Source organism: Pseudomonas sp. G.S.17, from assembly GCF_038096165.1.
In the GTDB taxonomy this organism is placed as follows: Bacteria; Pseudomonadota; Gammaproteobacteria; order Pseudomonadales; family Pseudomonadaceae; genus Aquipseudomonas.
In genome coordinates this window covers 5,420,756-5,442,943 of record NZ_CP151076.1, presented here as the reverse complement: position 1 = coordinate 5,442,943, position 22,188 = coordinate 5,420,756, and the positions used below count along the sequence as shown (strand labels likewise).

Here is a 22,188-nt window from a genome sequence, read left to right as displayed (position 1 = left end):
GCAATGACCTCTCTTTGAGTCTGTAGATACATTTGTCAGTAAATATAGTCTATAGACTCAAATCGCGCCAGTGTCCGTTTCCGTTTTTTCCTGCGTTACAACCCCAACTCTGAAAGCCCTGGATGATCATCCGGGCGTCTGCCCAGCGGCCAATGGAATTTGCGCTCCGATTCCTTGATCGGCATGTCGTTGATGCAGGCAAAGCGGTTGGCCATCAAACCGTTCTCGGCGAACTCCCAGTTTTCATTGCCGTATGAGCGAAACCAGTTACCCGAATCGTCGTGCCATTCGTAGGCGTAACGCACGGCGATGCGGTTATCGGTGAACGCCCAGAGCTCTTTGATCAGCCGATAATCCAGCTCTTTGGCCCATTTGCGTGTGAGAAAGCCCTTGGCTTCGTCGCGATTGGTCGCGAACTCCGTGCGATTGCGCCAGCGGGTATCCAGGGTATAAGCCAGCGCTACTTTCTCGGGGTCGCGGCTGTTCCAGCCATCTTCAGCAAGACGGACTTTCTGGATGGCCGACTCAAGGGAAAAGGGCGGCAGAGGAGGGCGTATTTCGGTGTTTGCTGACATGACGAAACCTCTAGACGATGAGAGTGGATGGCGTTGCGGCGGGGGAATCATTGATCCGGGCAGATTTGAGCAGTAACCCGGCCATATCTCGCGCGCTGTCCGCCGCGCGGTGATCGGCCATGACCCGCGCCAGCGTGATGGCGCCGTCGATGAGGATCAGCAGCTGTTTAGCCAGCACTTCAGGTTGCTCGACTGCCAACGGTTGACACAACTCCAGGACGTAATCGAAAAGCTTCTGCTTGTGGGCCTTGGCCAGTTGGCGGACCGGGTCGGCAGGGTCGCCGATTTCACCTGCGGTATTGATAAACGCGCAGCCGCGAAAACCTTCCGACTCAAACCAGCCCTTAAGCACTGCGAACATATTCAGAATGCGCGCCTCGGGCGTCGCCGCCTTGTCGGTCTCGCTGCGAAACCAGGCCATCCAGCGGATATCCCGCGCACTCAATGCATGCAGCGCGACTTCATCCTTGGTGGCGTAGTAGCGATAAATGCTTTTGCGGGCGACCCCCGACGTGCGTACCAGCAAATCCATGCCCATGGCATGAATCCCGTTCTGGTAGATGAGTTGCTCGGCGGTTTGCAGGATTTTGTCCTGCACGGTCGTAGTCGTTGGTGTGTTCATAGTGAGAAAGGTAGAACGATCGTTCTACCCCGTCAAGCATTGAATATCAGCTCAAAGAACAGCAGCGCTCGGTTTTTCTCCCGCCAATCCTTGAGCAAGGCTGGCCAGGACCATTTCGCCCATCCGCGTGCGGGTCTGCACGGTTGCGCTGGCGCGGTGGGGCTGGAGCACGACGGATTCCAGTTCGAACAGCTCACTGGGCACATTGGGTTCATCGACGAAAACGTCCAGGCCCGCACCGGCAATCGAGCCCGTCTTGAGCGCCGCGAGCAGATCCGGCTCATTGACCAGGCTGCCGCGCGCCACGTTGATCAGATACCCCTCGGCACCCAGCGCTGCCAGCACTTGCGCGTTGATAATGCCCTTGGCCTTGTCGGCTGCGGCCGCGACGATCAACGCGTCGCTGTGCCGAGCCAGTTCGATCAGGTCGGCGACGAAGGTGTAAGGCACGTCGTCCATCGCCTTCAGATCGGTGTAGCTGATCGGGCAACCGAAGGCCGCCGCACGGGTGGCAACGGCGCGACCGACGCGACCCAGACCGACGATCCCGATCTTCATGCCGCTGAACTGGCGGGCCAACGGGATGGGCGCCAATGGCGTCGGGCTTTGCGGCCAGGCGCCACTGCGCACGTAACGGTCGGCGGTGCACAGGCCACGGCAGGCTGAGATCAACAGGCCGATGGCCAGGTCAGCCACGTCCTCGGTCAGCGCGCCAATGGTCGCGGTGACATGAATACCACGGTCGCGTGCGTAGGCCAGGTCCACTGCGTCAGTGCCGACGCCATTGACGGCGATGACTTTCACGGCCGGCAATTGCTCCATCACTGCCCGGGTAATGCCAGTGTGGCCGCCAGTCACTACGCCTCGAATGTTGGCGCCGTGTTCACGCAGGTAAGCGGCCTTGTCGGTTTGCTGGAAGTACGGGCGAACGGTGTACAGCTCGTTGAGCCGCGCGTTGATCTCGGGGATCAGGATCGGGCTCAGTTGCAGGATTTCAGGTTTCATGGCGTTCTCGCTCAAGCAAAAATTAAGACAGATTGATCAGCCACGGCCGACGAAAGGCATGTTGGTGGCCATGACCGTCATGTTCAGCACGTTGGCGGAAAGCGGCAGATTGGCGATGTAACGCACGGCATCGGCAATGTGCTTGACGTCGATCATCGGCTCCACGGCGGTCTCGCCATTGGCCTGGCGCACGCCTTTGGTCATACGCACGGACAGCTCGGTCAGCGCGTTGCCGATGTCGATCTGGCTGCAGGCGATATTGAATTCGCGGCCGTCCAGGGCAAGGCTCTTGGTCAGTCCCAGAACCGCGTGCTTGCTGGCGGTGTAAGGCCCGGTGAATGGGCGCGGGGTGTGGGCGGAAATCGAACCGTTATTGATGATGCGTCCGCCCTGGGGCGACTGTTTGCGCATCAGGCCGAAAGCGCCACGGCTGCACAGGAAAACCCCGGTGACGTTGGTGTCGATCACGTTGAGCCACTTCTCCACCGGCAACTCGTCCATCGGCACGGCTGGGGCGTTGACGCCGGCATTGTTGAAGACCACATCGAGCCGGCCATAAACTTCTTCGATGGTGGCGAACAGGGCATCGACGCTGGCTGGATCGCGCACATCAGAGGATACCGCCAACGCTTCGCCGCCTTGCTCGGCGGCCAGTGCCACCAATTCCTCAAGCGGTTCCAGGCGTCGTCCGGTGACCACGACTTTGTAGCCATCAGCCAGCAGACCGAGCGCAACTGCACGGCCGATGCCGCTGCCAGCGCCGGTGACCAAGGCGATTTTCGGGAGGGAATTGTCAGTCATTGTTATATCTCCGTTTCATCATTTTCTGGATCAGGCAGCGCGACGGCCGCCAATACGTACTTCGAATGTGCCGATGCCCGCGATGCCCGCACTGATCACATCACCGGATTGCAGGACATCGACGCCGGGCGGGGTGCCGGTCATGATCAGGTCGCCGGGGATCAGCCGGATCGACTGCGACAGGCGGCTGACGATCTCGCCAACCGACCAGATCTGGCTTTCAAGGTCCGAGCGCTGGCGCTCGACGCCGTTGACGCTCAGCCACAGCGCGCCCTGACTGGGATGCCCGAGAATGCTGGCGGGCTGAATGGGGCTGATAGGCGCCGAGCCGTCGAACGCCTTGGCCGCTTCCCAGGGTTGGCCCACCGCTTTGGCCGCCATCTGCAAATCGCGGCGGGTTAGGTCCAGACCGGCCGCGTAGCCCCAGACGTGGTCCAGCGCATGCGCTTCATCGATGTTGAAACCGCCCGTGCCGATGGCAACCACCAGTTCGATTTCGTGGCAGAACTGCTCGGTCAACGGTGGAAACTCCAGTTCGCCCACGGCATCGATCACCGAGGTGGCGGGCTTCATGAAAAACGCAGGCATTTCTCGCGGGGCATTTAGCGAGTCGCCCCAGTGATAGTTGCGACCCAGGCAAAACACGCGCGCGACCGGAAAGCGCGCGGTGCTGTCCGCCACGGGCAAACTGCGGATCAGGCCAGGTTCGAACACGTAGTCAATCATGGTTATTCCTTGAGCTAGAGCCTTCTTGACGATCAGCCTACGGGATCGGCAACGGCCAAAGTTGGACAAAGCGGTGTTCAAACTGGAGTAAACACGGCGAATGCGCGCCATAAAAAAGGCGTACTTGCGTACGCCATTGCCAAAGGGGAGGCATAAGGTCACACACATTCTTTTTGCGTTAGCGGGTCTTCAATTCAATGCGGTAGATCTTGCCCAGCAACAACGAGTACGAGAGCGTGCCAATCAGCGCAACACCGCCGATGAACCAGAACGCGTAGGCGAACGACCCTGTGGCCTGCAGGATCTGGCCGATGACAATCGGTGTGACGATCCCGCCAATGTTGGCCGCCAGACTGGTAACGCCGCCGGTCAGGCCAATCAGTTCCTTGGGCGCAATTTCCGACACCGCCGCCCACGAAGACGAAGCGATGCCTTGGGCGAAGAAGGCGATGGTCAGCAGGGCAATACACACTTCGTTGGAGTCGGTGAAGTTGACCAACATGATCGACATGCCCAGCGCCGAGCCCACCACCAGCGGCAACTTGCGGGAGAACGACAGGGAATAGCCGCGGCGGATCATCCAGTCGGCAATCGCTCCGGCCAGCAGTACGCCAACGGTGGCGCCGATGAAGGGCAGCACGGCGAAGATCCCCACTTTGACCATGGTCAAATGACGCTCTTCAATCAGGTAAGTCGGGAACCAGGTCAGGAAAAAGTACAGTGCCGAAGTGCTGGCAAACTTGCCGATACAGATCGCCCAGATCTGGCGGTACTTCAACAGCTCGGCGATTTGCCCCCACTTGAATTTGTTTTTGTCCTTGCTGGCTTTCACCAGACCGCCACCGTCCTCGATGTATTGCAGTTCTTCCTTGCTGACCTTCTTGCAGAACAGCGGGTCGCGATACAGAAACAGCCAGGCGATACCGAAGATGATGCCCGCGATGCCGGTGCTGTAGAACACGTGGCGCCAGTCATAAGTGGTCGCCAGCCAGAGCAGCAGGCCAGTGAAAAGCGCCGTGCCCAGATACTGGCCGCAGACATAGATACTGCTGGCCAGGCCACGCTCCCTGGCAGGAAACCAGACGGTAACGGCGCGACTGTTGGCGGGGAAGGCCGGCGCTTCCATGGCACCGATTGCCAGACGCAGGCCGAACAGCGAGGCGAACCCGCCCGCCATGCCCTGGCACACCGTGACGGCGGACCACGAGATCAGCGAAACTCCGTAAGTAATCCGAGAGCCGAATCTGTCAGCGATGAAGCCTGCCGGCACCAGGGCAAACGCGTAAGTCCAGGCAAAGGCGGAAAAGATAAGGCCCATTTCGACTTTATCCAGGCCAAGATCCTTGGCCATGAACGGTGCGGCGATAGAGATGTTGACCCGGTCCACATAGTTGATGATTGTGGCAATCAACAACAGCGAAAGCATGAACCAGCGACGGCGTGAAGGCAGACGGACCGGTGCGGCAGCGGGTGCGGCGACACGGGCGTCGATCGCCTGGATATCAGGGGAGCTCGACATGAGAATTCCTCATTGTTTTTATTGGTATCGAGTTAAATTGCAGCCCCAAAGTGATCGTACGACGATCCAAAAACAACCAAGCGCTTAGACCGTTTATTAATTTGCAGGCAGTCCGCTCAGTATTTGTCCAAAAAAATTACATCGCTCGCGAAGCCCCAATAAATGGACAATATTGGACAAAACATACGACTTAGAGCGCTTGCAGGATTTGACGTGGTGAATTTTCTTTTGGACATGGCAAGACAATGGCTTGAAAATATTTTTACGGATTTATGTCATAGGACGACTGACAATAAAGGCGCGGCTCAGAACCGCAGCCGGATTTTGCACACGAGGTACCGAGATGGATTCAGCAACGCCAGCGCCAACCTATGGCATGCAGCAACGCAGCGAGCGGGCCGATTTCTACATCCGTGACAAGCATGCCCGTAGTGCCGAAACCGGGCCGCATCGGCATGAGTATTTTCAGATTCAGATCAATCTCGGCGGTGACACCGTGCAGCATATTGGCGGCGTCATCCGGCCATTCCCGCGCCACGCCCTGGCGTTTATCCTGCCGCACAAACTGCACCTGATCCCGCATCCGGACGCTGGCAATTTTCTGCTGATCAACTTTGCCCAGACCTTCCTGCTGCCGCAATTGCAGTGCGATCCGCTGGATCTGGAAGACGTGCCAATCGCGCTGGCGCCGGAGTTGTCGCCGTTTCGCTTTCAGGAAAGCCTGGATTTCATTCTCGATGAAGCCGACTTCGGTGAGATCGAGACCTTGCTGATTCGCATGCGCAGGCTGGATCAGCAGCGCCAGTTCGGTACGCGCGAAATCCTCAAAGGTTGTCTGTTGCAGCTGATCGGCACGGTCTGCGAGCGGTTTGCCGAGCAGATCAAAATCCTTGCCGACGACAATGCCGCCGAACGTAGTCGTCGCGATGCCCTGGCGCGGATGTCGGAGTACGTGCGCAAGAACCTCAGCGATCCGGACCTGAGCCTGAAAAAGGCCGCCTCTGCCGCGTTTCTTTCGCCCAACTACCTGACGCACTGGCTGCGCAAGGAAGTGGGCAAAACCTTCAGCGAACTGGTGCTGGAACGCCGCATGCACCTGGCCCGCACGCTATTGCTCACCGGTACCAAACCCGTGGGAGAAGTCGCCAGACTTTGCGGTTTCGCCGACGAAGCCTACTTCTCCCGCCGCTTCCGCAACGCCCACGGCATGCCGCCCGGACAGTTTCGCAAGCAGCGGGATTTGTAAGCGGCGCAATCGCCAAACCCGTTAGACCGACAAACCAGGCATAGCGCCTCGCTTTGTAGGAGCCAACTTGTTGGCGAGGCGTCGGTCCTGCGTATTCAGGAATATTGCCTCGCGAACAAGTTCGCTCATATAGGGATTTTGGCGTGCCGTTTCAAACCACCTGATCCGCCTCCGGCACGGCCTGCTGCTGTTCGCGCGGGCCGGGTACGGCGTGGCTCAGGGTGATCGGGATCGATTTGGCGGCCGGCACTTTGCTGCGCTCGGCGTAATGCCAGAGCGGCACCAGCGGATTACATTCCGGGTAGTACGCCGCGCTGCAACCTTCGGGAATATCGTAGGCAATGATCTGCATCGGCCCGACTTGCCGTTTGGTTTCCGGCTCGACCGCCGTGGTCAACAACACCCAGCCACCGGGGGCGAAACCCAGGCGGACAATGTCGTTACGGTTCATGAAAATCACCGTGCGCGTCCCGCTGACCCCGCGAAAGCGATCGTCATAGCCGTAGATCGTGGTGTTGAATTGGTCATTGCTGCGGATCGTCATCAATTGCAAAACCTCGCGTCGCTCTGGCGCAAGCTCCACATCGTCGTCTTCGCTGAGCATCGTCGGCGTGATGAACTGCGCACGCTCACTTTCGGTTCTCCATTGCCGATGCGCCGCAGGCAATGGGCGATGAAAGCCGCCGGGTTGCCACATGCGGGTTTCCATATCATGGAAAATTTCCGGATAAACCTGGCCAATGGCCTCGCGGATCTTCGAATAATCGCTGCGCCAGGCATCCCAATCGATGCGCTCAATGCCCGACAGGGTTATCTCCGCCAGCCCGGCGATAATCGCCACTTCCGCGCGCAAATGCTCGCTGACCGGCTCGCTCTGGCCTTTCCAGCCGTGGATGTAACCGGTGCTGTCTTCGGTGCTGTAGCTTTGTTCGCGACCGTTTTGCCGGTCGATTTCAATACGACCCAGACACGGCAGCAGCCAGGTATTTTTTGCCGTAACCAGATGCGTGCGATTGAGCTTGGTCGCAATCTGCACGCTCACTTGCAGGTTTTTCCAGGCGGGTTCCATGCGCGACGTATCCGGGATCGCCCGCAGGAAGTTGCCACCCAGGCCGATGAAACCCTGCATGCTGCCGTCGAGAATGCCTTCGCAGGTCTCCACCGTTGCACGGCCTTTCTTGCTGGGGACATGAAAACCGAACGACGCTTCGATCTTATCCACCGGGACTTTCGCCGGATCTTCGGTGATGCCCACGGTGCGCTGCCCTTGCACATTGGAATGGCCGCGCACCGGGCAAATTCCCGCACCGGGCTTGCCGATATTGCCGCGCAGCAGCAACAGATTGACCAGCATCTGCACGTTCTCAACGCCATGGCGGTGTTGGGTCATGCCCATGCCGTAGATGATCATCACCCGTTCGCTGCGGGCGTAAACCGTCGCGGCGGCTTCCATGGCGCTACGGCTCAGGCCGGACCGCTGCTCCAGGGTTTCCCAGGCGCAGGCGCGAGCCATGGCGACAAAACTGGCGAAGCCCTGAGTATGTTCGGCGATGAACGCCAGATCGATGATCGCCGGTTCACCTTTGACCAGCGCCGCCATGTCCATTTCGAACAGCGCCTTGGCAATGCCGGTTACCGCCGCCAGGTCGCCACCGATTGCCACCTGATGGTACTGAGTGCTGACCACGGTGGAGTCCGGGCCGAGCATTTCCTTGGGTGATTGCGGATTGACGAAGCGTTCCAGCCCGCGCTCGCGGATGGGGTTGAAGGTGATGATCGGCACATTGCGTTTGCGTGCTTCCTGCAACGGATGCAGCATGCGCGGGCTGTTGCTGCCGACGTTCTGGCCGAAGAAAAAGATGCAATCGGTGTGCTCGAAATCATCAAGCGTCACGGTGCCGACGGGTACGCCGATGCTTTCCTGCAAGCCCACCGAGGTGCTTTCGTGGCACATGTTCGAACTGTCCGGCAGATTGTTGGTGCCGTAGGCCCGGGCAAACAGCTGGTACATGAACGACGCCTCCAGCGAGGCGCGACCTGATGCATAAAACGCCACGCTGTCCGGTTCGATTGCGCGCAACTGGGCGCCGATCTCGCGGTAGGCTTCTTCCCAGCTGGTTTCCCGGTAATGATCGGTTTGCGGGTCATAGCGCAATGGATGAGTCAGACGGCCATGTTGCTCAAGGTCGTAGTCGGGCCATTGCAGCAGTTCGGTAACGGAGTGACGGGCGAAGAACGCCGGGCTGGTCTTGAGGGAAGTCAGTTCCCACGCCGTGGCCTTCGCGCCGTTCTCGCAGAATTCCAGGTGATGCGGCTTGCCAGGCTTGGCCCACGCACAGCTGACGCAAGCGAACCCGCCGGGTTTGTTTTGCTTGAACAGTGCAAGAGAACCTTTGGCCAGCGCTTGTTCGCGCCAGAGAATCTGCATCACAGACTTGGCCGAACCCCAGCCACCTGCAGCAGAGGTGTAAGGTCGGTAATGCGCTTTGGGGTGGATGAGCATCGAAACATTTCTCCTGACTGCGCAGGCCTGGGGGAACATGACGTGCGGCGCGGCCATATCCAGCTGTGACGCAGCGCTCTGGACAAAGGTTCGATGCAGATTCACCAGTGGTTCATCGGTCCGGCGGCGGGCGCAAAAGCGAACTTGCCGGGGAAAAACGAATCAGTTCTAGCGGCAGTTGATAAACAGAGGAGTGAACAGCGTTTTGCCGAATCTCAAGTCCTTCATCGTGCTCTGCGTTCTTTTATGCGCTGGCAACTTCAATCTTCAAGCTGCCGACGCACCTGCCGCAGCCGCTCCCGCACCTGCCGCAGACTCGGCGGCACCCACCGAAGAAGCGCCCGTCGCGCCTGAAATCCTGGTTCAGGGCGGTTTGCTCGGCGCCATCAGTTCAAGCATCGACGAGGTGCAGGACAAACTCGCACTTGACGGCCACCTGCTCGACTCCTGGCGACTGCGCGCCGATCGCGCGGCCAACGAGCTGGACAAGCTGGTCAGCAAACCGAGCTCGCGCTCACAGTGGGGGGTTGCCGGCGACTTCCTGATGCTTTCGGTGGTGTGGATCGGCGCCTTTGCGATCCTCACCACGCTGGGCAGTTTCCTCGCGATTCGTCTCAATCGGCGGCCATTCCTCGCGGTTCGCCAGCGCAGCCAGGCCTTGCTGGGGTACGTCTTGCCCTACACGCTGCCCGCCGTTGTCTGTCTACCTTTGACGCTGTATGTCAGCCATTTTCTGGACGCTTCTGTCGGCCGCGCCCTTGCGCTTTGCTTCGCGTATTCGACCAGCAGCGGCATTGTTTCGACCTCGGTGCTGCTGTGCGTGATCGTCATGTTCGATTTCGGCCACAAACGTGCGGCGGTACGCATGATCCGGCGCTACAGCCCACGCCCTTTGTTTGTCGTCGGTTTCATGGCCGCCTTGAGCGATGCGCTGACCAGCCCGCAGATCGCCCGCCAGTTCGGCAACAACGTCACCACCAGCGTCGCGGTATTTACCGGGCTGATCGCTTCGGTGGTGTTCTGCATTCTGGTGATCAAGATCCGACGCCCGATTGCGCACCTGATCCGCAACCGTTCCCTGCACAGCCGCCTGAAGCAGCCAGCGTTGCAGGAATCGCTCAAGGTGTTTTCCAACCTGTGGTATTTACCGATCCTGCTGATGATTCTGGTGTCGGCGGTGAACCTGATCGGCGCTGGCGAAGACAGCCAGAAAGCCCTGCGCTGTGCGTTGTTCACTACCGTGTTGCTGATTGCCACGGTGTTCCTCAGTACCGTTTTCCAGCACCTGTTCAAACCGGCAGCGGCGCCGGAGCGCAGCGGGCATGTCTATAAAGAGCGTCTGCTCAGCCTGCTGCATGCCATGGCGCGTATCGTACTCGCCGTCAGCTTTATCGAAATACTCGGGCGCATCTGGGGTTTTTCCCTGTTTGAGTTTGCGCAGCGCAATACCCTGGGCCGGGTTATCAGTGATTCGCTAAGCAGCATCGGTTTGATTCTGTTGGTCACCTGGCTGCTGTGGGTGGTGCTGGACACGGCGATTCAGGAAGCGCTGAAAACCCCGATCAATCATCGTTCGTCACGGCAGCCAAGTACGCGCATCAAAACCATTCTGCCGCTGCTGCGCAATGCGATAAAAATCGTCCTGGTGGTGATTTGCGCGATCACCACCATGGCCAATCTGGGCATCAACGTCGCGCCATTGCTGGCGGGTGCCGGGGTCGTCGGTCTGGCCATCGGTTTTGGTTCCCAGCAGTTGGTGCAGGACGTGATCACCGGGTTGTTCATCATCATTGAAGACACTTTTTCCGTCGGTGATTGGGTGGTGCTGTCCACCGGGCATTCCGGCACTGTTGAAAGCCTGACCATTCGCACCGTGCGTCTGCGTGATGGCAAAGGATTCGTGCATTCGGTGCCGTTCGGCCAGATCAAAGCCGTCACCAACCAGTCGCGGCAGTTCGCCTATGCGTTTTTCTCGGTGCAGTTCACTTACGACAGCGACATCGACAGCGCGCTGGCATTGATTCGCGAAACCGGGCAGTTGATCAGTGATGACATTTTGCTCAAAGGCAATCTGCAAGGTCCGCTGGAAGTGTTCGGCGTCGACCGCATGGACCTCAACGGCGTGGTATTGACCGCGCAATTCCGTACGGTTTCCGGCGGGCAATACGGCGTCGGCCGGGCTTTCAACGAGCGCTTGAAAAAGCTTGTGGATAAAGCCAGCGACGTCCGCTTTGCGCAGACTTATCCACAGACGGTGATCAGCCCGATTCCTGGAGCTCCACCGGCGCTGGCGATCGACGGCGAAGGCCAGCCCGCGCCAGCCAAGCCTAATGCGGTGAACCGGGATGGGTCGGAGAGTCCGGCGGTGTAGTTGGACCATCGGTGGGAGCAAGCTTGCTTGCGAAGACGGTATTCTGACATGCAGATCTGTCGGATTCACCGGACCCTTCGCGAGCAAGCTCGCTCCCACACAGTCTGCACAGGTTTTCAGCGCAACAACCGCTCCCTGATCTGCGCCATGCCCTGGCTATCCAGCTCCAGCCAGTAAACCGGTTTGCCTGCAATGATCGCCGCGGCAGGAATGCCGTCGCGGTAGATCAATCGATTGCCCACCAGCGCCGGCACTTTCTGGCCGGGCAACAAGGTGCCCGGCAGATTCAACGGATCAACGCCGCTCAAGCTGATCAGGCTGCCGTCCAGCGGCCGTTTGCGGATTTCACGCAGCACGGGGATTGCTTCCGGCAAGGCAAATTGCTCGCCCGCCAGGCCGCTGACGAAACGCCCGCCGCGTATCTCGCCGCGCGCTTCCAGACGATGAAAGGTGCGCAGCAGTTCGCGCCAACTCGGCAGCCAATCGGCTTCACGCTCCAGCAAGCGCCAGAACACCACGCCATACCGGCGCAACAATGTCAGCGCAATGTGCTCGAGTATTGCCGGATCGGTCGCTTGCGGCCGCTTGCTGTCGACGATTGCCGGTTCCGCCGCAGCGCGCCTGAGTAGCGCCCAGCGCCCCGCGTCGTCCATGCCGCCGATAAACGCGCCCCGGTTGCGGCGACTGGTGTGCGCCGAGCGCTTGCTGGCGGGCGTGATCAACGCACGCAACCCGGCGAAACTGTCGGCGTTGACCAACCCCGCCGCGACCAATTCCTGCAAGGCGATTTCCAGCTCGGCGCGCAGCAGATGCGCTTCGGTCACCAGCTCGTCGAAGAACATCGCGCCATGGCTGGCCAATGCAGCGTGCACTTTTTGCGCTTTCAGGGACAAATCCGCCACGGCCGATTGTTCGGTCAAGCCGCTCCAGAGACTCACCTGACTGCGCGGCAGCAATACAATCGGCGTGCTGCGCAACGCCGAGCCTCCGGTTTTGCTGCGGTTGGCGATCCGTGTCCAGACCACTTTGCCGGAGCGACAAATCTCATCCAGCCAGCCGGGGGAAAAGTCCTTGAGCCGCGCGGGCAGCAAATCACTGTCCCACGCGCCCGCAGCGGCACTGAAACCTTCGAGCTGACTGATGACCTCCGGCAACGCAGCCTGGCCCTGGCTGCGGGTCGCGGTGGACAAGTGCTGCCAATCGAACAGAAAACGCATGAAGTCCTGCAACGAAACCGGCTCGATCTCCCGGTGCAGGCGTTTGACGGTGTAGCGATGAATGCGCGCCAGCAGATGGCGCTCGCACCATTGATCGGTGGCCGCGCCGGGGCTGAAGCGACCGCGCAACACATAACCTTCGCTTTCCAGACGCGCCAATGCCTGAGCCACATGGCTGGCGCTCAAGGCCAACGGTCCGGCAATCTCTGCCACTGGCAGCGGCCCGAAGCCACTCAATCGGGCGCGCACCACCTCAACAAGCGCCTCGTCGCGTTCCCAGTCCTGATCGAAACCGGGCAGGGCGATCAGCTCGGGGTGCATCGGTGCCTGTGGATAAATCGCCTGCAGGCAGGTCAAACGTTCCAGCGGCAGCCAAAGCGCTTGATCTTCGTTAACTTGCAAACGCGTGACCCGGCCAGAACGTGCGAGCTTTTCCAGCCATTGCAGCCACGACGGCTGTGCCCGGGCTTCGGCGCCGCTCACGCAAGCGAGGCTCATCAACGCCTCGTGCATCTCGTCGCTGTTTTGCGGCTGCGGCCAGGCTTCTTCGCCGACCGCCGTAATGGCTTCGGCATCCAGCGCGCCGAGATCATCCGAGGATTGCGGATCGCTCCAGCGTCGGTTGAGCACCGCTTGCGTGCGGCGTTCCTCCAGCGGCGCATCGTCGAGAAACGTATAAGGTCGCGCATTGAGAATTTCTGCGGCAAGCGGCGAGGGCGCTGGCAAGTCCCGGGCAATCAGGCGAATCTGCCCGCTTTCCATGCGCCGCAACAGCGCCAGCCAGCCTTCGGCGTCCATGGCTTCGTGCAGACAATCGTCGAGGGTTTGCTCGATCAGCGGATGATCGGGAACGTCACGTTCGCCCACCAGATTCTCCAGGCAGGCAATCTGATCCGGGAAAACCGTGGCGATCAGGTCTTCGCTTTTCATCCGTTGCAGCTGCGGCGCCACCTTGCGCCCGCCGGTGTAGCGCGGCAGGGCCAGCGAGGTGCCCGCATTCCAGCGCCAGCGCACGCCGAACAGCGGCGCATCCAGCACCGCCTGAATCAGCAAATGTTCGGCGCTGTTGGCGTGCAGATACTTCCAGACTTCAGCCAGTTCAAAGCTGTGGCTGGTGGACAGCGACAGCACGATGGCATCTTCACTGGCTGCCGCTTGCAGCTCGAAATTGAATGTGCGGCAAAAGCGTTTGCGTAGCGCCAGGCCCCAGGCGCGATTGATGCGGCTGCCAAACGGGGTATGAATGATCAGCTGCGTGCCGCCCGACTCGTCGAAGAAACGCTCCATGATCAACGTGTCCTGAGACGGCAGCGCGCCCAGCACTGAGCGGGTGCGGGCCAGGTAATCCACCAGCTGTTCGGCGCTGGCCAGATTCAGGCCGAGAATATCGATCAGCCAATCGATGCACGGCTGCAAGTCGCCGGGGTGGGCACCGAGCAGCGCGTCGATCTGCCCTTGCAGACGCGCGACGGCCAGTGACAATTCATCACTGCGCCCCGGCGCTTCGCCGAGCCAGAACGGGATGGTCGGCGGCTGGCCATGGGCGTCTTCGACGCGCACCCGACCGCTTTCCACACGCAGGATGCGATACGAGGTGTTGCCCAGCTGGAAAATATCCCCGGCGATGCTTTCCACGGCGAAGTCTTCGTTGACCGTGCCGATGTTCAGGGCCTGGGGTTCAAGGATCACGCTGTAGTCGGCGTTATCCGGGATCGTTCCGCCGCTGGTGACCGCCGTCAGCTTGCTGCCACGTCGGCCGCGCAAGGTGCGGGTCAACGCGTCGCGGTGAATATAAGCGCTGCGCACGCCTTGCCGACCGGTGTAGCCATCGGCCAGCATGTTCAACAGCGCCTGATAGTGCTCGGCGTCCAGTTCCGCATACGGCGAGGCCTGGCGAAACATGTCCAGCAGCGCTTGCTCCTGCCATTCCTGACAGCTCACTTCGGCGACGATTTGCTGCGCCAGTACATCCAGTGGCGCTTTGGGGATCTGCAAAATGTCCAGCTCGCCCCGGCGCACGCAGTCCAGCAGCGCGGCGCATTCGATCAGGTCGTCTCTGGAAGTGGCAAACAAACGGCCCTTGGGCGTGCCGCCGACGTGATGCCCCGAACGGCCGACACGCTGCAAAAATGCCGAGATGGAGCGCGGCGAAGCGATCTGGCAGACCAGATCCACGTCGCCAATATCAATCCCCAATTCCAGTGACGCGGTGGCGATCAAGACTTGCAGGTCGCCGCGTTTGAGGCGTTGCTCGGCATCCAGGCGCTGTTCCTTGGCGAGGCTGCCGTGATGGGCGGCGACCGCCTCTTTGCCGAGGCGCTCACTCAAGTGCCGGGCCATGCGTTCGGCCAAGCGCCGGGTATTTACAAAAATCAGCGTGGTGCGATGTTCTCGGGCAAGGGCGGCGAGGCGGTCGTAGACCAATTGCCAAACGTCGTTGGCCATCACCGGGCCCAGCGCCACGGGCGGCACTTCAATGCCCAGATCCCGTGGCCGCGCATGGCCGATATCGACGATGGCGCACGGCCGTTTGAGCGGATCGGCACCTACCAGAAACCGCGACACCAGCTCGATGGGTTTTTGCGTCGCCGACAAGCCGATCCGCAGCAACGGCACGCTGCACAAGGCTTGCAGCCGCTCAAGGCTCAACGCCAGATGGCTGCCGCGTTTGCTGGCGGCAATGGCGTGGATTTCGTCGACGATCACGGTTCGGGTGCAGGCGAGCATGCTTCGCCCGGAATCCGAGCCGAGCAGCACGTACAGCGATTCCGGCGTGGTCACCAGAATGTGCGGGGCTTTCTTGCGCATGCTGGCACGGTCTTTCTGCGGTGTATCCCCTGTGCGCACGGCGGTGCTGATGCGCAGCGGCGGCAAGCCCATCCGCGCCAGTTGTGCGGTGATGCCCGCCAGCGGATTTTGCAGGTTGATCTGGATGTCGTTGGACAGCGCCTTGAGCGGCGACACATACACCACGAACGTCTGCTGCGGCAGTTCACCGCCGTTTTCCAGGCCGTGATGCACCAGATCGTCGAGCACCGCCAGAAAGGCGGTCAGGGTTTTACCCGAGCCGGTGGGCGCGGCGATCAGCGTCGAACGCCGCGCCTTGATCAATGGCCACGCCTGCGCCTGAGCGGGGGTAACCGCCGGGAACATGCTGCGAAACCAGGCGCTGACCGCCGGATGGAAACCATCGAGCGCCGGATCGGGGATATGCGGAAGATTCATGAGGCAATTAATGAGGGTGTGGGTAGCAACTTGCAAGCGCCTCTGATCGGGGGCCAGCGGGACCAATGGGGCACGGGCAATTGCCTTAAATACCCGGAAAAATCCCACACCCCCAAACGGTTGGGGGTTAAGCGGCAACGTGATATGTTTGCAGGCGTTTTAACACATAATATTTCATTGAATTTGATACCGAGCCTGCTGACTCTATGCGAATGCGCCTTATGCTGTTGGGCGGCGGGAATGCCCTCGGGCAGGCGCTGATTCGTCTGGGTGCCGAGGAAGACATTGGTTTCCTCGCGCCGCGTCCGCCGCAAGACGGCTGGGATGCAGCGAGCCTGACGCAACTGCTCGATGACACCCGTCCCGATGCCTTGATCAACCTTGCTTACTACTTCGACTGGTTTCAGGCCGAAACGGTGAGCGAGCTGCGACTGTCCAGCCAGGAACGCTCCGTGGAGCGTCTTGCCGAGCTGTGCCAGCACCACAACATCGTCCTGTTTCAGCCTTCGAGCTATCGGGTTTTCGATGGCTCGCGCGCGACTGCCTACAGCGAAAAAGACGAGCCGGTGCCGCTGGGCCTGCGCGGTCAGGCGCTGTGGCGTATCGAACAAAGCGTGCGCGCCACCTGCCCGCAACATGTGCTGCTGCGTTTTGGCTGGTTGCTCGATGACAGCGCCGACGGTGTGCTGGGCCGCTTCCTGACCCGGGCCGAATCCCCCGAAGAATTGCTGCTGGCCGACGATCGACGCGGCAATCCAACGCCTGTCGATGACGCCGCGCGGGTGATTATTGCCGTGCTCAAGCAGCTCGATTGCGAAGCGCCGTTGTGGGGCACGTACCATTACGCCGGCCACGAGGCGACCACGCCGCTGGCGCTGGGTCAGGCAATCATCACCGAAGCCAGCCCGCTGCATCCGCTGGCCATCGACGCGCCCACCGCCCAGGCTCACGCCGCACGGCCGGACGCCGCAGAAGAGCCGCAACACGGCGTGCTGGCCTGCAAAAAAATCCTTCATACCTTTGGCATCAAGCCGCGCGCATGGCGTGCCGGGTTGCCAAGCTTACTGGACCGCTATTACCGACATGTCTGAAGCCCCTATTCTGATCACCGGCGGTGCCGGTTTTATTGGCTCTCACCTTACGGATGCGCTGCTTGCCAAAGGCTACCGCGTACGCATTCTCGATGACCTTTCCACCGGCAAGCGCAGCAATCTGCCCCTGGACAACCCGCGTGTCGAGCTGATCGAAGGCGATGTCGCCGATGCAGCCTTGGTGGCCCGCGCCGCTGAAGGTTGTCAGGCCGTTGCGCATCTGGCGGCGGTCGCATCGGTTCAGGCTTCGGTGGATGACCCGGTTCGCACGCACCAGAGCAATTTCATCGGCACCCTGAATGTGTGCGAAGCCATGCGTCAGGCTGGCATCAAACGTGTGGTGTTTGCGTCCAGCGCGGCGATCTACGGCAACAACGGCGAAGGTCAGGCAATCAGCGAAGACACGCCCAAGGCTCCGCTGACGCCTTACGCGTCGGACAAGCTTTCCAGCGAGCACTACCTGGATTTCTATCGCCGCCAACACGCGCTGGAACCGGTGATTTTCCGCTTTTTCAATATCTTCGGTCCGCGCCAGGACCCATCGTCGCCTTACTCGGGCGTGATCAGCATTTTTGCCGAGCGCGCCGAGAAGGGCCTGCCGATTGCCGTGTTTGGCGATGGCGAACAGACGCGCGACTTTTTCTACGTGGGCGATCTGGTCAAGCTGCTGACTCAGGCGCTGGAAATGCCACAGCCCGAAGAAGGCGCATTCAACGTCGGCCTGAACAAGACAACCTCGCTCAATCAGTTGCTGGGTGCCTTGTCAGACGTCGTTGGCCAGCTGCCGGAAATCACCTACAAAGACCCGCGCTCCGGGGACATCAAACATTCCCGGGCGAATAATCAGCGACTGTTGGCGCGGTTCACTCTGGATGAGCCAACCCCGTTGACCGTCGGTCTGGCAAAACTGCTGGGGCGTTGATTCGCGGCAGGGGCAGATTCGAAGCATAAAAAAAGCACCGTGAAGGTGCTTTTTTTGTCTCTGATCTTCCCCGTCGGGTATCAGAATTTGTAACCAACGCCGACCATGTAAACCCATGGATCGACATCGACGCTGACTTTGGTCTTGCCGACGCTCAGGGCAGACGGGCCGTCTACGCTGGCTTTGGTGTCGATATCTACGTACCAGACCGAGGCGTTAAGCATGACTCTGTCGGTCAGCATGTAGTCCATACCGATTTGACCCGCCAGGCCGAATGAATCCTTCAGCTTGAGGTTGCTGAAGCCTTCGCTTTTACGCGTGCCAGTCAGGTCAGCATCGAAGAAGGTGGTGTAGTTGATACCGATACCGGCGTACGGCTGGAACTTCGACGACGGTTCCATTGGGTAGTACTGCAGCGATAACGTCGGTGGCAGCTGTTTGACGTCTGCCAGTTTGCCATCCAGGCCTGGGCCAAGGCCCTTGACCGAAACAGTGTGGTTGAACGGCGATGCCGCCAACAGCTCAAGGCCAATGTGCGGGGTCAGCATGTAAGCGAAGGTCAGACCCAGCTGGTTATCGCCATCCAGGGTCGCTTTGGTGCCGGACACTTTCGTGCCATCGAGTTTCACCTCGCCGCTGTCTTCGTTTGGCTCAACGTGCGCGACGCCGGCACGGACGATGATATCGCCAGCTTCGTGAGCCTGGGCTACGAGCGGGGCACTGAGTGCGAGCGCAATGAGGGACGCGCTGAGCAAAGACTTGTTCATGGAGGCTCCAAAGGCGGTTCAAGTTGTCTGTGTGCAATGTTACGGCGCGTCTGGAACGCGGCTTTGACACAGCTCAATAAAACGCGATGAAGCCCTCACACTTATGAATCAGGCAATTCGTACACCAGAATCTGGTCGGCCTCCATTTGATAACCGGCATCGGCCAGCTCGCTGGTGGACGCCTTGACCTGCATCGGCCCTTCGATCCAGTACGGCTGATACAGCTCGTCAACCTTCACACCCAGCGCGCTGGTGACGTGCACGATCTGGTTCGAGGGCGGTGGCGGCACATGAATGCACGCGCCGAAGTACGGGACCAGCAGGAACTCGATCACCCGACCTTCTTCGCTGACTTCCAGTGGCACGATATAACCCGGCAGGCGCACCCGTTGCCCATTGAGCGCCTTGACCACCGGCGCGTGTGGCGCCACTTGATGCGCGGCTGGCGCTGACTCGACCGACAGCGCATCGGACAGCTTCGACAAGTCATGGATCGGTGCCGTAATCGGGGCGATTTTCGGCGCGTCAGGCGGGATCATTTCTTCCCAGGTCAGCACGCGGGTTTGCGCCGCCCACAACGGCGTCGCAACCGACAAAAAAAACGCGAGCAGCAGACGGCGCATGTTCAACGTCCTCATAAACGGATCGACAGGCCATCGGCCAAAGACTGCCGATAGGCGCGCCATGCGGGCACGGCACCCATCAGCAATGCGGCGGCCAGAATACCGCCGAGCAGCGTCCATTCATATTCACTGGGCAACGACAGCGGCAAAAACAAACCGTAGTTGGCCTGCACATAACCTTGCGCAGCGGCGATGCCGATGTACAACAGCACCACGCCGCCGATCACGCCGGCCAGCGCCAGGGCGAACGCTTCCAGCACCAGCAGGCTGGCGATATGCCAAGGACGCGCACCCACCGAACGCAAGATCGCCATCTCCCGGCGCCGTTCGTTGAGGCTGGTGAGAATCGCCGTCAGCATGCCGATCAAGCCGGTCAGTACCACGAACAGCGAAATCACGAACAAGGCTTTTTCGGCGGTGCCCATCAGGCTCCACAATTCCTGCAGCGCCACACCGGGCAGGATCGCCAGCATCGGCTCGCCGCGAAATTCATTGATCTCGCGTTGCACGCTGAACGTGGCGATCTTTCTGTTCAGGCCCAGCATGAACGCGGTGATCGCCTGGGGCGTGAGGTCCATGTTGCGTGCCTGATCGGCGGAAATACGCCCGACGCCGTGAGCGGGCACGCCGTTTTGCCAATCGATATGAATCGCTTCCATGCCGCCCAGGCTGATGTGCAAGGTGCGATCCACTGGCGTGCCGGTGCGCTTGAGAATGCCCACCACGGTGAACGGCTTGTCGTCATGCTTGACCAGACTGATCGCCGCCACGCCATGGGCCAGCACCAGCTTGTCGCCGAGCTTGTACTTCAACGCGTCAGCCACTTCGGCGCCGAGCACCACTTCGAATGGATCGGTGGCGAAAGCGCGGCCTTCGGCCAGTTCCAGGTGTTGCTGACGGCCGAACTGGTAATGCTCGAAATAGCTTTCGTTGGTGCCCATCACCCGATAACCGCGATGGGAATCGCCCAGTGAAATCGGAATCGCCCACTTCACCTGTTTGTTCTGGGCGAAGTGCTCGAAGCTGTCCCAGCGAATGTTGTTGGTGGCGTTGCCGATGCGAAATACCGAATACAGCAGCAAGTTGACCGAGCCGGAGCGGGCGCCGACGATCAGGTCCGTGCCGCTGATGGTGCTGGCGAAACTGGCGCGGGCTTCGGTGCGCACCCGCTCGACAGCCAGCAGCAGGCACACCGACAAGGCAATGGCGAACGCGGTGAGAAAAGCGGTAAAGCGACGGTTAGCCAGACTGGCCATGGCTAGACGAAACAGATACATCTCACACCTCTGCGGCGACGGCGGCGCGATTGAGTTCGGACAACGACAGTGCGCGGTCGAACAGCGGCGCAAGGCTTTGGTCGTGGCTGACGAACAACAGGCTGGCGCCCGCTTCGCGGCATTCGGTGAACAACAGTTTAATGAAGGCTTCCCGGGAGTCGGCATCCAGCGCGGAAGTCGGCTCGTCAGCGATCACCAGTTCCGGCTGACCAATCAAGGCCCGAGCGGCTGCGACCCGCTGTTGCTGGCCGATGGACAGCGAGTCGGCGCGGCGGCCGAGCATCTGTGGATCTTTCAAACCCAGATGCGCCAGCAGCGTGACGGTGGCCTTGGCCACGCTGCCGTGGCGCTGAATCGCGCGCTGCGCGCGAACTTTGGAGAAGTGGCACGGCAGCTCGACGTTCTCGCGCACCGACAGAAACGGCAACAGGTTGAACTGCTGGAAAATGTAACCAGTGTGATCGACCCGAAACCGGTCGCGGGCGCTGGCCGACAACTGCGTCAGTTCCTGACCCAGCAGGCGAATACTGCCGCGATTGGGTGTCTGCACGCCGCCGAGCAGGCCGAGCAGGGTGGTCTTGCCGCTGCCGCTGGGGCCTTTGAGGAACAGCGTTTCACCCGGCTCCAGGCGGAACGTCGGGATGTCCAGCAACGGCGCATGCCCCGGCCAGCTGAAACCGAGGTCGGACAATTCAATGAGGGGCTGAGTCATTGCGAATCAGAATTTCAGTTTCGGGTTGCTTGGACGCACTTCGGCACCGGATTGGCCTTTTCGCGAAATCAGCTGTACCTGAATTTTTTGCGTGGCCGGGAATGATTTGAAGATCTGCGACAGGTCGAGTGTTTTCAATACCGCTGGCACCTTGCAGACGAAGGTGTAGTTGCCATGAATCTCGCTGTGCTCGTGGTGTTCCCCGGCCTTGGCGTCGTCATGATCGTCGGCATCGGGCTTGTCGCCGAACAGCGGGCTTTCCAGCTTCAAGGAGGTCACCGAACACTGCGCCGCTTCCGGCATGCTGAACAGCGCGTTGGGCTTGAGTAACACTTCGCGGGCCGCCAGCACTTTGGCCTTGTCTTCGGCGCTGGTGGCTTCGTGCTCGAAACCGACGATGTTCATCGCCGGGCTGTCCAGTTCGAATTCCAGCTTCTGACCTTCCAGCGCCACGTCCAGTCGACCCACGCCGTGCTCATGCGCGCCGAGGCTGCCATGTTCATGTTCATGTTCATGATCGTGCTCATCAGCCGCCTGAGCGATGGCGAGCGGCAGCAGGGCGAACGGCAGAGCAAGAAGCAGACGGCGCATAAAACAGTCTCCGGGACACATTTGGATAAAATCGTTATGTGATCTTATAACAATTATGTCGTTGGAGTGAGGAGATTTTTGAAGGAGCCAACTTGTTGGCGAGGCGATGTGTCAGGACGCTTCGCGAGCAAGCTCGCTCCCACACCCGTTCGCTCCGAAAGATTGCGCTCGATCCGGTTAAACGCGGTTATCCCAAGGTCGCGTCTGGCGCAGGTCATTGGCCAGCGTATAGATAAGGTCGCGGCCGCAATGGCTGGTCCAGCGCAGGGTTTCGATGAGGCGATGTTCATCGGGAGTGAGATAGGCGAAGCCTTGGCGTTTGGCTTCGTGGAGGCAATCGAGAGGTTGATGAGGCGGGCAATTGTGTTCGAGCTTCTTCATGTGCATTTCCTTTG

18 protein-coding genes are annotated in these 22,188 nt (G+C 60.2%); 4 read left to right on the top strand and 14 right to left on the bottom strand.

Annotated features, from left to right (window positions below; translation table 11 throughout):
- Positions 1–95 precede the first annotated feature (95 nt).
- From AABC73_RS25265 to AABC73_RS25240, 6 genes are all read right to left on the bottom strand, one after another.
- The gene (locus AABC73_RS25265; RefSeq protein WP_331150752.1) at positions 96–575 is read right to left on the bottom strand and encodes a nuclear transport factor 2 family protein; all 480 of its coding nucleotides are present in this window, start codon (positions 573–575) and stop codon (positions 96–98) included.
- Positions 576–585: 10 nt separating this feature from the next.
- Positions 586–1,197 carry a TetR family transcriptional regulator gene (locus AABC73_RS25260; RefSeq protein ID WP_341521414.1) on the bottom strand — a complete coding sequence of 204 codons (612 nt, stop codon included), beginning with the start codon at positions 1,195–1,197 and terminating at the stop codon, positions 586–588.
- A gap of 51 nt (positions 1,198–1,248) precedes the next feature.
- Positions 1,249–2,202 (bottom strand): 2-hydroxyacid dehydrogenase, encoded by a 954-nt coding sequence (locus tag AABC73_RS25255; RefSeq protein WP_341521413.1) that lies wholly within the window; start codon positions 2,200–2,202, stop codon positions 1,249–1,251.
- A 36-nt stretch (positions 2,203–2,238) separates the two neighbouring features.
- Positions 2,239–3,003: an SDR family oxidoreductase gene (locus AABC73_RS25250; RefSeq protein WP_341521412.1), complete on the bottom strand. Its 765-nt coding sequence runs from the start codon at positions 3,001–3,003 to the stop codon at positions 2,239–2,241.
- 30 nt (positions 3,004–3,033) lie between these two features.
- Positions 3,034–3,735 (bottom strand): fumarylacetoacetate hydrolase family protein, encoded by a 702-nt coding sequence (locus tag AABC73_RS25245; protein WP_341524336.1) that lies wholly within the window; start codon positions 3,733–3,735, stop codon positions 3,034–3,036.
- 172 nt (positions 3,736–3,907) lie between these two features.
- Positions 3,908–5,248: an MFS transporter gene (locus AABC73_RS25240; protein ID WP_341521411.1), complete on the bottom strand. Its 1,341-nt coding sequence runs from the start codon at positions 5,246–5,248 to the stop codon at positions 3,908–3,910.
- Between the two features lie 376 nt (positions 5,249–5,624).
- On the opposite strand from AABC73_RS25240, the gene AABC73_RS25235 reads away from it, so the two are divergent.
- Positions 5,625–6,494: a helix-turn-helix transcriptional regulator gene (locus AABC73_RS25235; protein WP_341524335.1), complete on the top strand. Its 870-nt coding sequence runs from the start codon at positions 5,625–5,627 to the stop codon at positions 6,492–6,494.
- Positions 6,495–6,645: 151 nt separating this feature from the next.
- Here AABC73_RS25235 and AABC73_RS25230 read toward each other — a convergent pair whose 3' ends face one another.
- Positions 6,646–8,997, bottom strand: coding sequence for an FdhF/YdeP family oxidoreductase (locus AABC73_RS25230; RefSeq protein WP_341521410.1), 2,352 nt, complete (start codon positions 8,995–8,997; stop codon positions 6,646–6,648).
- Between the two features lie 193 nt (positions 8,998–9,190).
- Between AABC73_RS25230 and AABC73_RS25225 the strand changes: the two genes are divergently transcribed.
- A complete protein-coding gene (locus AABC73_RS25225) occupies positions 9,191–11,368 on the top strand; it encodes a mechanosensitive ion channel family protein (RefSeq protein ID WP_341521409.1) in 2,178 nt (725 codons plus the stop codon).
- A 116-nt stretch (positions 11,369–11,484) separates the two neighbouring features.
- Here AABC73_RS25225 and AABC73_RS25220 read toward each other — a convergent pair whose 3' ends face one another.
- Complete coding sequence (locus AABC73_RS25220; RefSeq protein ID WP_341521408.1) at positions 11,485–15,810, bottom strand: DEAD/DEAH box helicase; 4,326 nt, start codon at positions 15,808–15,810, stop codon at positions 11,485–11,487.
- Positions 15,811–16,016: 206 nt separating this feature from the next.
- On the opposite strand from AABC73_RS25220, the gene AABC73_RS25215 reads away from it, so the two are divergent.
- Both AABC73_RS25215 and AABC73_RS25210 read left to right on the top strand, forming a co-directional pair.
- Positions 16,017–16,901 (top strand): sugar nucleotide-binding protein, encoded by an 885-nt coding sequence (locus tag AABC73_RS25215; RefSeq protein WP_341521407.1) that lies wholly within the window; start codon positions 16,017–16,019, stop codon positions 16,899–16,901.
- On the top strand, positions 16,894–17,823 hold the full coding sequence (locus AABC73_RS25210) for an NAD-dependent epimerase/dehydratase family protein (RefSeq protein ID WP_341521406.1): 930 nt from the start codon (positions 16,894–16,896) through the stop codon (positions 17,821–17,823). The genes AABC73_RS25215 and AABC73_RS25210 overlap by 8 nt, the downstream gene beginning before the upstream one ends.
- Positions 17,824–17,903: 80 nt before the next feature.
- Here AABC73_RS25210 and AABC73_RS25205 read toward each other — a convergent pair whose 3' ends face one another.
- The 6 genes from AABC73_RS25205 to AABC73_RS25180 all read right to left on the bottom strand — a co-directional run bounded on the left by AABC73_RS25205 (position 17,904) and on the right by AABC73_RS25180 (position 22,174).
- Positions 17,904–18,590: an OmpW family outer membrane protein gene (locus AABC73_RS25205; protein ID WP_341521405.1), complete on the bottom strand. Its 687-nt coding sequence runs from the start codon at positions 18,588–18,590 to the stop codon at positions 17,904–17,906.
- Between the two features lie 101 nt (positions 18,591–18,691).
- Positions 18,692–19,213, bottom strand: coding sequence for a DUF3299 domain-containing protein (locus AABC73_RS25200; protein WP_341521404.1), 522 nt, complete (start codon positions 19,211–19,213; stop codon positions 18,692–18,694).
- Positions 19,214–19,224: 11 nt separating this feature from the next.
- Positions 19,225–20,490: an ABC transporter permease gene (locus AABC73_RS25195; RefSeq protein ID WP_341521403.1), complete on the bottom strand. Its 1,266-nt coding sequence runs from the start codon at positions 20,488–20,490 to the stop codon at positions 19,225–19,227.
- A gap of 1 nt (position 20,491) precedes the next feature.
- The gene (locus tag AABC73_RS25190; RefSeq protein WP_341521402.1) at positions 20,492–21,202 is read right to left on the bottom strand and encodes an ABC transporter ATP-binding protein; all 711 of its coding nucleotides are present in this window, start codon (positions 21,200–21,202) and stop codon (positions 20,492–20,494) included.
- Between the two features lie 6 nt (positions 21,203–21,208).
- Positions 21,209–21,793, bottom strand: coding sequence for a DUF2796 domain-containing protein (locus tag AABC73_RS25185; RefSeq protein ID WP_341521401.1), 585 nt, complete (start codon positions 21,791–21,793; stop codon positions 21,209–21,211).
- 177 nt (positions 21,794–21,970) lie between these two features.
- Complete coding sequence (locus AABC73_RS25180; RefSeq protein ID WP_341521400.1) at positions 21,971–22,174, bottom strand: hypothetical protein; 204 nt, start codon at positions 22,172–22,174, stop codon at positions 21,971–21,973.
- Between the last annotated feature and the right edge of the window lie 14 nt (positions 22,175–22,188).